Annotated in this window: 9 protein-coding genes; 4 read left to right on the forward strand and 5 right to left on the reverse strand. The window is 53.9% G+C overall.

Features of this window, described 5'->3' with window-relative positions; all coding sequences use genetic code 11:
- Nucleotides 1-38: 38 nt before the first annotated feature.
- Both H6F67_RS25940 and H6F67_RS25945 read right to left on the reverse strand, forming a co-directional pair.
- Nucleotides 39-3,221, reverse strand: coding sequence for an exodeoxyribonuclease V subunit beta (locus tag H6F67_RS25940; RefSeq protein WP_190769554.1), 3,183 nt, complete (start codon nt 3,219-3,221; stop codon nt 39-41).
- The gene (locus H6F67_RS25945; protein ID WP_190769555.1) at nt 3,218-5,845 is read right to left on the reverse strand and encodes a PD-(D/E)XK nuclease family protein; all 2,628 of its coding nucleotides are present in this window, start codon (nt 5,843-5,845) and stop codon (nt 3,218-3,220) included. The genes H6F67_RS25940 and H6F67_RS25945 overlap by 4 nt, the downstream gene beginning before the upstream one ends.
- Nucleotides 5,846-6,184: 339 nt before the next feature.
- Here H6F67_RS25945 and H6F67_RS25950 point away from each other — a divergent pair, with 339 nt between their 5' ends.
- From H6F67_RS25950 to H6F67_RS25965, 4 genes are all read left to right on the forward strand, one after another.
- On the forward strand, nt 6,185-6,793 hold the full coding sequence (locus H6F67_RS25950) for a ParA family protein (RefSeq protein WP_190769556.1): 609 nt from the start codon (nt 6,185-6,187) through the stop codon (nt 6,791-6,793).
- Nucleotides 6,786-7,802, forward strand: coding sequence for a ParB/RepB/Spo0J family partition protein (locus H6F67_RS25955; protein ID WP_190769557.1), 1,017 nt, complete (start codon nt 6,786-6,788; stop codon nt 7,800-7,802). Before H6F67_RS25950 ends, H6F67_RS25955 begins: the two co-directional genes overlap by 8 nt.
- 100 nt (nt 7,803-7,902) lie before the next feature.
- The gene (locus tag H6F67_RS25960) at nt 7,903-8,895 is read left to right on the forward strand and encodes a tyrosine-type recombinase/integrase (protein WP_190769558.1); all 993 of its coding nucleotides are present in this window, start codon (nt 7,903-7,905) and stop codon (nt 8,893-8,895) included.
- Between the two features lie 521 nt (nt 8,896-9,416).
- Entirely contained in the window at nt 9,417-9,632 is a 216-nt protein-coding gene (locus tag H6F67_RS25965) for a helix-turn-helix transcriptional regulator (protein ID WP_277874633.1), read from the forward strand.
- 87 nt (nt 9,633-9,719) lie between these two features.
- Here H6F67_RS25965 and H6F67_RS25970 read toward each other — a convergent pair whose 3' ends face one another.
- The 3 genes from H6F67_RS25970 to H6F67_RS25980 are packed head-to-tail and all read right to left on the reverse strand — an operon-like array spanning nt 9,720 to nt 12,410.
- Nucleotides 9,720-10,487 (reverse strand): SDR family NAD(P)-dependent oxidoreductase, encoded by a 768-nt coding sequence (locus H6F67_RS25970; protein WP_190769560.1) that lies wholly within the window; start codon nt 10,485-10,487, stop codon nt 9,720-9,722.
- 44 nt (nt 10,488-10,531) lie between these two features.
- Nucleotides 10,532-11,527 carry an aldo/keto reductase gene (locus H6F67_RS25975; RefSeq protein WP_190769561.1) on the reverse strand — a complete coding sequence of 332 codons (996 nt, stop codon included), beginning with the start codon at nt 11,525-11,527 and terminating at the stop codon, nt 10,532-10,534.
- A 31-nt stretch (nt 11,528-11,558) separates the two neighbouring features.
- The gene (locus H6F67_RS25980) at nt 11,559-12,410 is read right to left on the reverse strand and encodes an aldo/keto reductase (protein WP_190769562.1); all 852 of its coding nucleotides are present in this window, start codon (nt 12,408-12,410) and stop codon (nt 11,559-11,561) included.
- Between the last annotated feature and the right edge of the window lie 65 nt (nt 12,411-12,475).

Here is a 12,475-nt window from a genome sequence, read left to right on the forward strand (position 1 = left end):
TGAATTAGCACGGCGCGATCGAACTACCCCAAGCTACTTTAACCGCTGCCTACCTGATGCTGGCAGACTTCACCATAAGGGCAACCCTGGCAGCTTATAGGCGTTGGATTTGCAGGATATCGTCCGCTGATGATGCCCTGCACGATCGCTTCAGATGCCAGTCCAACCTTTTCGAGATCGGCTGCTGTCCACGAGTGCAGGCGATCGTGTCGCAAATAAGCAATGTGAGCAGTCGATCGATTCAATGCTCGCGCATATGCCCAAAGCTGAAAGCGGTGATGGGCTGGGGCAACAATGCGATCGGTCTTGAAGTCCAAAATCCAATCTGTCCCGACTAAATCTACGATTCCCCGGAGCCTGAGTTTGCCTATTTTCCAGGAAATTGACTGTTCTCGCTCGATCGCAGTCGATCGCAAGGCTGCAAATGCCGCCGCTTGATCGAAGCGTTTCGCCAGCGCGATCGCCTCATCGACCAGCAGTTGAGCGGCAGTTGGGTCAAACTGGGCGAGGGCGATCGGATCGCGGATATCTAGCTCTAGGGCTTTGTGGGTTAGTGTGCCGACGCGACGAGCCGCGCTGCTGCCTTCTCCTGCACCCGGATGTCCGTCCACATAGCGAAACTGGAAGCGCTTGGGGCAGAGTGCGTAGTCGCTGAGCGCAGTGACGGGCAGGTCAGACAAGCCCGGAGCGATCGCGCCGAGCAGCAGTTGTGTTGGCTGGGCGGGTGGAAGCGGGTCGGGTGGCAAAACGGGCAGGGCTGCTTCAGCCGAGAAGGGAACTGCAACAATTTCAATACCTGCCACAGCCAAGCCGGGACGCAGAATTTCTAGTCCGCCGCCTGTGCTATCTGCTGCCGTCAGGAGCAGGTGATCTCTGGCTCTGGTGAGGGCGACATAAAGGACTCGCTTGGCTTCTGCCGCTTCGCGCTGCTGTCTTAACTGCTTGAGGTGGCGGTAAAGGACGGGCTGTGAATCTTCTGTCTCTAGCGCTTTTAAAGCCACACCGACTTTCGGGTCAAAGTAGATGGCAGGCGAATCGGAGGCGGCAGCGCGAGTCAAGTCGGGCACTACGACGATCGGCCATTCCAGCCCCTTTGCGGCGTGGATAGTCATCAGTGCGACAGCTTGCGCTTCTAGTGTCGGGCGGGGCACTTCGATCGCGGCTTGAACAAGCTGTTTGCACTGGCGCACCACGCCAAACAAATCGAGATTGCGGCGCTCTAGTTTGCCAACGAGTTCTCGCAGTCCGCGCCAGTCGGCCAAACGACGATCGCCCCCGCTCAAGTTGGTAATCACGGCAGTATAGCCCGTGAGCCGATCGGCAATTTGCAGCAGGCGGCTGGGCGATTCTGCTTGTCGATCGCCCAATAGCTGACTGAACACTCGAATCGGGAAAGCGAGTTCGGGCGCATGGCTTGATCGAATTCGCTGCCACCAAACAGCGTTCGACGTTCTCTCAGCCTGCATCACCTCAAACAGCAGGCGATCGCTGATCGCGAAAAACGGACTGCGGAGGACAGCAATCAGCGCCAAATCGTCTTTCGGATCGGCTAAAAACCGCAGCAGTGCGAGTCCATCTTTGGCCGTGCGCGTTGCCAGCAAATCGCCGCCTCCCGTTTCAACAGCGGGAATTCCCAGCGCTTGTAGCGTTTCGCCATACAGTGCCAGCGGTTCGCGAGTGCGTGACAAAATCGCAATGTCTCGGTATTCGACTGGACGCAGGCGATCGCTGGCTTTGTCGTGAATCATTGTGCCGCGATCGAGCATTTGCCTGAGCGTTTGGGCAATGTGGAGCGCTTCGGCCTGCTGACGCTGCGGCTTGTTGATTGCTGGCTCAGCCTGAATTGCGAAAACGCGCAGATGCGGTGCAAGGTGAGGAACTTGCTGACGGTGGGCGGTGAGGTTTTGGTGCAGGTTCGCTAGAACGGGCGCAAAGATTTGGTTAACCTGACCAATCAGGCCGTGATGGGTGCGGAAGCTTTGCGCCAAACCGACTGCCAAACCATCCCCTGAAACGATGCGATCGCGAAACTGCTGAAACACCTCGACATCCGCTCGCCGAAATCCGTAGATCGACTGTTTAACATCGCCCACGATTGTCAAATAGGTGGCAGCGGTCGAGATTTGCAGCAGTTCGGCCTGAACCGGATTGGTGTCTTGAAACTCGTCAATCAAAAAGACTTTCCAGCGGCGGGCGTAGTAGTCACGAACTTGAGGATTCCGCAGGGCTTTGAGCGCTCCCACTTCGAGATCGGCAAAAGTGAGAATGCGCCTGCGCTGCTTTGCCGCATTGAGAAAATTCTGCACAAGCTGAAAGGCTTGCCGCAGTGCGGACAGACAGATTGATAAGCGATCGTCTGCTTCTCCTAATTGCAGCGTAATCAATTGACGCTCCAGCGTTTTTTGAACAAGAGTTTTGAGCGCCTTTAGGCTTTCCTGCACAAATGCCTGTGGGCCCGCCTGCCAGTTTTTCGCACTGCCTTTGGAGCGCAAATTCAGGTCTCGAATCGTCTGCAAGCTGAATTCAATTTGGCTGGACTGCTCGATCGATTCGATCGCCCCAACTGCAAGTCTACGATTGTTCTCTAGACTGTCACCTGCTGCACCTTCATGAGCGTTAAGCGTTGATTTTGCCGAGCGCCAGACGGAATGATGCCGCAGTTCCATCAGCGCATTTTGGCGTATTTGCGCGGCGAGATCTGCCCAAGTGCTGCAATCGTGCTTCAAGGCATATTCAGCCGCGATCGGATCGTCGAGCATTGCCTGTAGCGCTTCTGCCATCTGCGAATGAGGAATCTGGGCATAAAGTTCAAGCGGCAATCGATCGAGGGCGATCGCAAGCTGTTCGGCCTGCCAAAGCTGGCTGTCGATTTCATCGAGCATTCCAAAGCTGAAAGGGACGCTGGCGGCTGTGGGATGTTCGCGGCAGACACGAGCGGCGATCGCGTGGAGTGTGGTAATTTGGGCGGCTTCTAGCTCAGCGAGCAAATCCGATCGCTGCGGTAGCTGCTGAGCAACCAAGGCTCGAATGCGCGATCGCAATTCGGAGGCGGCTTTTTCGGTGAAGGTTGCTGCCACAATTTCGAGCGGCCTGTAGCCCTGCCGCAGATGAAACAAATAGCGCTCGGCGAGCATATGCGTTTTGCCCGTGCCTGCTCCGGCTGTGACGGCCACACTTGCTTCCGCATGAGCGGCTTGCTGCTGCTGTTCAGTCAGGCTCATGCGAATTCTCCTTTGCGCTTAATTCTGCTGCCGCCCCGACAGGCCAAATCCATCGAGCAGTATTTGCAGGCGGCTCGATCGCGATCGGGGTGGACGGGGTAGTGTCCCTGCTGCAAGTGCTGTTTGACGCGATCGACAAATGCTTGCAGTGCAGGTTCATCGATCGTGACGCGCTGCAAGGTTTTTCCCTTGGTGAGCGAGTAGTAGTAGGCGTGATGCGGCGATCGATCGGGAAACAGCGAGGCGGCAGCTTGAACGTAGAGCGGTAATTGCAGGTCGAACGTTGCCTTGCCTGCGGCATCTTTGGCTCCGATCGGCGGGCTGGAACTTGTTTTGTAGTCGAGAAAAATCAGACCGTTTTCGCTCTCATCAACGCGATCGATCACGCCTTGAACATTGAGGCCGAACCAGGTTGCGGTGAAAGCTTGCTCCTGGGCAATCACGGTTGCGTCTGGATGTAGAAAATCTGAAGCCGCGATCGCCCGTCGCAGCTTGATTAGATGTTCCTGCCTGCGGGCAGACCAAGCTGGAAGGGGAGGGAGCGAAACTTCAATCTCGGCAGCTTCAAAAGCGGCATCGAGGCGATCGAGGATCTGCTGGCGAACATCACCAGCTTCGATCGGCTGGCGAAACGCAACTTCGAGCGCTTTGTGATACAGCCGTCCGCGCAGAGAAGGACTGAGTTCTGTTTCTGCTTCCTCTGCGTCTCGCAGCTTCAGCAGGTAGCGAGTAAACCACTTGAATGGGCAGTGTCCCAAAGCTGTTAGTTGAGAAGCGCTAAACACCCAATCGGCAGGATCGATCGCCTGCCCCACAATGCCGTCAAATTCATCCCATGTGGTCGATCGCTCTCGCCGCTGCTCAACTGTCCACGCACGGATTGCACTGGGTAAAACGTCATCTTCGAGTAAGTTGCCGTGCTGAAGCTGGATCGATCGCATCTCTTCGCGGCTGGCAATTGGTAGGCTAGAACGTGATGGCTGGAGTTTGAGCCGAGCTAGATAGGGACTGGGCAGAACTGCCGCGTCTTCAATCAGCTTGGGGTAAGAAAGCGTTAGCCTGTCGATCGCCGTTCCCAGCAGGGCATAAAAAGACAGCGTTTCTCGTCGGGCAGTTGCGGCAGCATCGTCGAAGCGGAACCCCTGCGCGATCAGTTGTTGACGCTCATAGAAGTCCAGCACCGGATCATCTCGCACGATCGCAGGCAGCATTCCTTCTGCCATGCCCAACACAAACACGTGACGATACTGAGCGCCCATGACTGAAAGAGGAGTGTGCAGTTCAACGCCGCCTCGTCCCGGTTGGGCTGGAACGGTGAGCAGCGAAAGCAAGATGGCAATTTCTTCTGTAAATTCGATTAGCGTCAGGCGATCGGCTTCTGGCTGAGCCAGTTCGACAAGTCCAGCTTGCAGCTTGTAATAGGCCAGCATTTCACGCGGCCATCGCCTGCACCGCTGCCGCAAGTTAAACGCTTTTAGGGCAAGTTGCAGTCGCTCTACCCAGTTTTCGCGAGTGTCTTGCCGCTGCCAATCGAGCATGGTCAAATCGACGCCGCACCGTTCCCAGGCCGATCGCCCCTGCGGATGGCTGCGTCTGGCGATCGCCCAAGTCTCATCCGGCAGCGCTTCAGACAAGACGTGGTTCAGCAGCTTTGCGGTTGCTTCAAAAGCAAAATCGCTCTGCACAACTTCAATCAGCAGTTGCAGCCACGCACCCAAACGAGTTTCGTGCAGAGGCACAGCGTACAGCGCCCGAATTGGAATTTCATATTCCCAAGCAACATCCAACAGCGTCGAGCCGTAAAAGGCATCATCTCGCGCCACCAGCACGATGTCAGCCGCCGCGCCACCTTGATGCAGAAGCTGTTTCACCTGCGCCAAGGCACCGCGCACTTCTGCTTCGAGATTGTCGTAGACCTGAGCTTGAATGGCGGCCAACGGCATATCCGTTTGCTGCAAAAAACGCTGCTGAGCCGGAGTGCTTGTTGCTCCCGAAAGCGGTTCGATCGCCCAGCCCCGCTGCTGTAACCAGGCGATTGTCTGCTGATTGTCCACATCACTCGATCCGGCACAAGGTAAAAACAGGACGCTACCGTCAGCGGCGATCGCATCGAGAAACGCCAGTTCGTCCCAGCGCGGCTGCACATAGCCGTAGACGCAAATTTGCTGGCAATCCTGCTCTTGTATGAGATCAGTCGCTCGCCAAAGTAGTTCTGCTGGATCGATCAGGCTAGCTGCTTGGAGTTGAGCTTGATAGGCAATCGCCAATTCTGCCAGCGATCGAATGCGCTCAGAAGTTCTTGCTGCAAGCGCTTGAAGTGAAACTCCAGAGCGCAAAATGGTGGCGATCGCTGGCTGGATGCGCTCAGCCATGCCTGCCACGTCGATCGTGGGTGACTGCTTGCGGATAGTGCTGCTTAAACTGCGATGGCTGGCGATCGCGGAGGCAATATGCAGCCCGTGCCGCTGACAAATTTCTTGCGCGAGTTGCTTAAGGCTGCAATGCGGCTGATCAAATAGTCGAGCCGCTTGGGGAGTTGCCGTAACGCTTCTCAAATTCGGCGCTGCCGCAATTTCTCGTACTGCATCGCTAAATGCTGAAGTGAGGTACAAAGTCCGGCTCATGCTTGGGAATGCTGTGAGTTTGGTAGGCGATCTACTTCAAGCATTCCCAAAATTTCTTCAAACTCCCGGAGGACGAGTCTGTCCCTATCGAAGCAATATGTAGTTCACTGGCCTGCTTGATGATTGCTTCAAAGTTGAGGGATGCGATCGCACTTGAAAGCCCCATTTCGTTTGGCGATTGAGTAGGAGTGATTGGATGATTGATGCTAATTTCGATCGCTGCTTCAGAAATTTCACTATTGTGGTTCCTCGTTCGGGTATAACTATAATTTGAATTCACGTTACGTCCAACGTTGGACGTAGCTGCCCCAGTCGGTAGTTTTAGCTGGAGCGCACCGCATGATTATTACGACTGCCTCGATGAAAGGCGGTGTTGCCAAGACGACTACGGCGATTCATCTTGCCGCCTACCTGCAACTACAAGGAACAACACTATTGATTGATGGAGACCCCAACCGCTCGGCAACGCGCTGGGCAGAACGAGGCATGGAGCAAGATGGGCTTCCCTTCAAAGTGGTTGGTGTCAATCAGGCTGCGCGATATAGCCGAGGAATCGAGCATTTTGTAATTGATACCGAGGCGAGCGCGGAGGAAGAGGAAATGAAGGAAATTGTAGACGGTTGCGACGTGCTGGTTCTGCCAACCACGCCTGACTCACTCTCGCTCGACGCGCTGATTCAGACTGTCGAGTTACTCAAGAAACTGAAAGCCGACAAGTATTGTGTTCTGCTTACGCGCATTCATCCCCCTCCTCGACGCGAAGGCGAAGAAGCACGGGAGTTTCTTGAACAAATGGAATTTCCGCTGTTCAAGGGCAAGATCCGAGAGGCGGTCGCTTTCCAGAAGGCGGCCAATCAGGGCACGATTGTCAAGAACGTGAAAGACCAGCGAGCAAAGACGGCTTGGAAAGACTACTGTGATATTGGCAAGGAGATTTACGGTGGCTGACATCAAAAAACCAAATCGCTTCAGCGGCTTGATGCAGACGATTCGCAAAGAGTCGGAGGCGGTGTCTGTTGAGCCTGCTGCCTTGCCCGCTCCGCTTCCTCAAGCGATCGCTTCCCCAGATCCGATCGCTCCCCCAGATCTGATCGCCGCTCCCAGCCAAGCTGAAGTACTTTGGGTGGCACGCACTAAAATCCACCGTGATCTCGACCAAGACCGCCGCTACTTTGATGAAACCGAACTAGACAACATGGCTGCGTCCATGCGATCGGTTGGCATGATCGATCCGTTATCCGTTCGTAGGCGGCCTGGAACAGTGGACGAGTATGATCTGCTCGCGGGCGAAAAGCGTCATCGAGCGGCTGAACGAGCAGAACTTGACTTGGTTCTGGTACGAATTTTTGAAATTGATGACCAGACAGCCGATGATATCAAATCGATCAGCAACCTTCAGCGCAGCGACCTGAATGCTTGGGAAGAAACGGCTGCGATGATGAAAATGCTGATGAGGCATTTGGGGCGATCGCAAGCCGAAGTCGTCAGCCTGCTCAATCAGGCAGCAAATGAGAAGCGCGGCCTTACGTCCAACGTTGTCCGTAAAGAAGATTGGGCAATTGTAGAAGACGTCTTTGAGATTGCTGGACGACTTTCGCCAGAAAGTTTCCGCAAGCATCGTCTGCCTTTGCTGCGGCTACCTGACGAGGTGCAAACTGTCTTACAGCAAGGCAAACTGCACTATACTAAAGTCAATGAAATTCTCAAAGTGAAGGATGCCGACTTGCAGCAACAACTGTTGCAAGAGGCAACCGAGCAGGAACTATCTTTCGATCAGCTTCAAGAAAAAGTTAAGGCTCTGCGGCCTGTGCGAATTGAGAAACCGATCGATTTGCCGCAACGTCTGGTCGCGGTGCCCAGGCAGTTGAAGCAGGCTAAGGTCTGGACTGATCCAGGCAAACGCAAAAAGCTCGAAAAACTGCTAGCTGAGATGGAGCGATTGCTTGAAAAAGGCTAGGCGAAGTGCGACTACCTGATTGATTTCGATCGCGGTCCCTATCAACTCCCGCTGCAAAATCAGCAAATTGAGAACACTCTTTCAATAACCAGTCCTCATTATGCCTTTACCTGATCCGGTTCCTCGTCTTATCCATCCGCTTCCTACTTCTGCCTCGCAAGCTCGATCGAAGCCCATACTGCCAACAGATTTAAGGCAGCTTCGGGTTGACGAATTTCTTCAGGCGCGATCGCTCAACCCCCACAGCCGAAGAGCCTATCGGCAAGACTTGCAGTGCTTCCTTGACTGGACACCAATCGCTTGGGTAGACCTGACCCCTCGACTGATCGCCCAGTACAAAACCTATTTGCTGAGAATCAACGGCGAAACCGGAGAGCGCTACTACTCGGATGCTACGGTTGTCCGCAAGCTGGGCACACTCAAAACCTTTTTCGGATGGCTGGTAAACTGCCGATACATCGAGTTTGATCCCACCCTGGAAGTGCAAGTGCCGAAGCTGCCAGAGCCGAAGGCAGACAACCTGAGCGATGAGCTTGTCTCGCAGCTTTACACTTGGGCCGCGACGAGTTCGCTACCGGAGCGCAACATCGCTTTGCTCTCAGTTCTGGGGCAAGGTTTACGTGCTAGTTCCGTCTCGCGTCTTGACCTGCAAGACTACGATGGCAAGCGGCTTACGGTTGAACACGACAAGCGCGATACGAGTCGATCGGTTCCGCTCTACCCGCATACGCAAACTCACCTGAACAACTATTTGGAATGGCGATCGCACCAAGGGGAGGCATTGCAACCCGATCGTCCTTTGTTTCTATCACACTCGCGGCGCAATGCAGGCGATCGCTTGAGCTATGCCGGAATTCACAGCGTTATGCAGGCGATCGAGCGGGACACGGGCATCAAAGTTCATGCCCACCAATTGCGGCACACCTTTGGCACGAACCTCGTAGCACAGCGCCTCAATCCTTATCATGTCAAGACCATCATGGGCATTAAGTCTGATGCAGTTCTGCACCGCTACACTCAGGCTGCCGAAGCCCAAGCTGCTGAAACGGAATTTTGGGAGCTTGCCTGCAAGCAGCAGCCTCCAACCGAGTGAAACTCAATGCCCGGTTAAGATATTTGCATGGTCTAGTGGCTACACTTGAGCATTCGGTCGAATGCTGGACTAGATGCAGCTTGCGCCCAAAGGCAGCGTATCGCTGCTTCTCAATACTGCCGCAATTTGCTTGCTTATTCGGCTTTTGCCATAGATTTTCCTATAGATTGCCGAAAATTTCCTATTTTGCCTCACCACAGTCTTAACGTGAAACGCGAGGTTGACATGGAAAGCTGAAAGTGGCTGAGGCTGTACGACTGAGCGATCGCTGATGACCTCAAGGACTTTGTACGGCAAATCGGAATTGAACCGAGCAAAATCAAAGAGCTAAACAAGCTGAGTGCTGAAGCTCTCAATTTGGATGAGCCAACCGCCCAGTAGGTGCGACTGCAAACAGCCCAAAAGGTTACATGCAGCTTGACCCAGGACTGATCGAAAAGGCGCTTAGCGCATAGCGCAACTCCGAAGGGATCGCCTTCACCCAAACAGTAGAACCGTCACCCGCTTGTCTCCTGCCGGAACTGACAGGATTAACCGCTCGCGAACGCGAAGTTTTGAGCCTGATTGTCGCGGGGCAAGCAATCGAGAGATTGGGGAAAGGCTCTACATCTCAGGACGAACAGCGAACCGTGAAAAATCACATCACGCATATTCTCAAGCAGTTGAGTGTGCGCGATCGCACTCAAGCAGCCGTGTTCGCCAACGCTTTCTTACCTTTGCTAGAACGGCTTAAATGACCGCGATTAGCGCAATGCACGAAAGAAAATTGGACAGATCGAGGATCGTTTGCCTCTGATTCTAAAACGATTTATCGTTGGTGCAAATCAAATCGACTGACCGCCAGAAACTTCAATTCTTTGGGCGTTTACCCATCGATTGTCGTCTGATAGCAAAGCGGCGATCGCACCGCCAATATCATCCGGCTCACCCACGCGACCTAAAGCCGTTTGTGACGCAATAAACTTGTTAACTTCTGGATTGTCTCGCACCACGCCACCCCCAAAATCAGTGGCGATCGCCCCTGGAGCAATCACGTTCGCTGTGATTTGCCGCTGTCCCAACTCTTTCGCCAGGTATCGAGTCAAAACCTCGATCGCGCCCTTCATGCTGGCATACGCTGAGTAGCCCGGTAGCGTAAATCGCGCCAGACCCGACGAGAGATTTACAATCCGTCCGCCGTCTTTGATCAAGGGCAGGAGCTTCTGGGTGAGGAAGAAAACGCCCTTGAATTGAATATTCATCAACTGATCAAAGTCTTCCTCAGTCGTTTCGGCAAACGGCTTATTAATCCCAATGCCCGCATTATTGATGAGAAAATCAAATTGCTCAGTCTGCCAGGTCGTTTGGAGTGACTGCTTGAGTTGTTCAACAAAGCGATCGAAGCTTTTAATATCTGACACATCGAGTGGCAGTGTAACGGCTTGACTGCCCATTTCGGTAATCGCAGCAACAACGCTGTTTGCTTCCGCCTCATTGCTGCGATAGGTCACGATCACACCGACCCCTTTTTTGGCTAACGCCAGAGCAGTATTTTTGCCCAGTCCTCGGCTCGATCCGGTCACTAGCGCAATCTTTGCGTTGTCTTGTGTCATTGCTTTATCCTTTCAGCTTTGTGTTTCAGAACGATAGGTGTCGTTTAGCGACCCGTCATTTGCTCCAGCTTTTCGGGGTAGCGATCGCCCTGCACTGTAATTTGAGAGGCAGCATGACCAATGTCGCGCAGATCATCGGGCGTGAGTTCGACGGAGACTGCTCCAATGTTTTCGTCTAAGCGATGCAGCTTGGTCGTGCCTGGGATCGGGACAATCCAGGGCTTCTGGGCAAGCAGCCAAGCGATCGCAATCTGAGCTGGAGTCGCTTGCTTTTGTTCTGCAATACTGCCAAGCAGATCAATCAAGGCCTGATTTACCCTGAGCGCCTCCGGTGTGAAGCGAGGTAGAGTGCTACGGAAGTCGGAACTGTCGAAGGTTGTGGTCTCGTCGATCGCACCTGTGAGAAAGCCCTTACCGAGTGGGCTATAGGGGACAAAGCCGATGCCAAGTTCCTCCAGGGTTGGGATGACTTCCGCTTCAGGCTTTCTCCACCACAGCGAGTATTCGCTCTGGAGGGCAGTGATCGGCTGGACTGCATGAGCGCGACGGATCGTTTGCACGCCTGCTTCAGAAAGTCCAAAGTGTTTCACCTTCCCTGCCTCAATGAGATCCTTGACTGCTCCTGCCACGTCTTCGATCGGCACATTTGGATCAACCCGGTGCTGATAGAGCAGGTCGATCGCCTCCACCTTGAGGCGCTTCAACGAACCCTCTACCGCCTGCTTGATGTGTTCGGGTCGGCTGTCCAATTCACTCCATCTTGATTCGCCGTTGGAAGCAGGTTTGAACCCGAACTTAGTCGCGATCGCGACTTCCCCCCGAAAAGGAGCCAGCGCTTCGCCCACCAACTCTTCGTTCAAAAACGGGCCGTAAACTTCGGCGGTGTCAAAGAATGTAATGCCGCGATCGACCGCCGCCCGCAGCAGAGCGATCATTTCCTGCGTGTCTTTGGGCGGCCCATAGGAAAAGCTCATGCCCATACAGCCCAGCCCAATCGCTGAGACTTCTAAGTTGCTGTTGCCAAGTTTGCGTTTTTGCATTGTTTTCCTCTTTGATTGGTTTTAGATCGGCTCAGTCATGGATTTTTCTGGTGCCCAACGATTTCACCATCGCAGGATCACGGTGGTCGAAGAAAGCGCTTTGCTTGCTATCCAAACTCGCAACTGCGTTCATGTCGTCGGCGCTTAGCTCGAAGTCAAAAACGTTGAAGTTTTCGGCCATCCGTTCCCTGCGAACCGACTTGGGAATCGCCACCACGCCGCGTTGCGTCAGCCAGCGCAGGACGACCTGAGCCACGCTTTTGCCGTGTCTTCCGGCAATGGACAGCAAAACATCGTTGTGGAAGATGTTGTTTTTGCCTTCAGCGAACGGTCCCCACGCTTCGATCTGGACGTTGTTTTCCTTCAGAAACTTCTGGGTTTCGATCTGCTGGTGGAAGGGGTGGGTTTCGATTTGGTTGACTGCCGGAACCACTTCGTTGTGGATGATGAAGTCTACGAGCCGATCGGGATAGAAGTTGCTCACACCGATCGCTTTAACGCGACCCTCTTGATACAACTCTTGCATCGCCCGCCACGCACCGTAAACATCGCCGTAGGGCTGGTGGATCAGATACAGGTCGAGGTAATCCAATCTCAGATTGTCCAACGATCGTTGAAAAGCCTGCTTAGTGCTTTCGTAACCCGCATCCTGAACCCAGAGTTTGGTGGTGACGAAAATCTCGTTCCGCGCCACGCCACTTTTTTGGATGGCTTTGCCAACGGCTGCTTCGTTGCCGTAAGACGCTGCCGTATCAATCAGACGGTAGCCAACTTCGATCGCGTCCGAGACGCTTCTTTCACACGCCTCCAGATCGCTCATCTGGAAGACACCAAATCCCAAAATGGGCATTTCCAACTTGTTGTTTAGAACAACTTTCTGCATGATTTCTCTTGTTTTTTCCGTTGATGTGGAATTGATCGTATTTGCTGTCAATCGACCTCATCGTT

It is taken from the genome of Microcoleus sp. FACHB-1515, assembly GCF_014696105.1.
In the GTDB taxonomy this organism is placed as follows: Bacteria; Cyanobacteriota; Cyanobacteriia; order Elainellales; family Elainellaceae; genus JAAUTJ01.

Bases quoted from the DNA above. Each gene is read 5' to 3' on its own strand.
- H6F67_RS25940 (WP_190769554.1), bottom strand. From the start codon at position 3,221: ATGAGCCTGACTGAACAGCAGCAGCAAGCCGCTCATGCGGAAGCAAGT.
- H6F67_RS25945 (WP_190769555.1), bottom strand. From the start codon at position 5,845: ATGAGCCGGACTTTGTACCTCACTTCAGCATTTAGCGATGCAGTACGA.
- H6F67_RS25950 (WP_190769556.1), top strand. From the start codon at position 6,185: ATGATTATTACGACTGCCTCGATGAAAGGCGGTGTTGCCAAGACGACT.
- H6F67_RS25960 (WP_190769558.1), top strand. From the start codon at position 7,903: ATGCCTTTACCTGATCCGGTTCCTCGTCTTATCCATCCGCTTCCTACT.
- H6F67_RS25970 (WP_190769560.1), bottom strand. From the start codon at position 10,487: ATGACACAAGACAACGCAAAGATTGCGCTAGTGACCGGATCGAGCCGA.
- H6F67_RS25975 (WP_190769561.1), bottom strand. From the start codon at position 11,527: ATGCAAAAACGCAAACTTGGCAACAGCAACTTAGAAGTCTCAGCGATT.
- H6F67_RS25980 (WP_190769562.1), bottom strand. From the start codon at position 12,410: ATGCAGAAAGTTGTTCTAAACAACAAGTTGGAAATGCCCATTTTGGGA.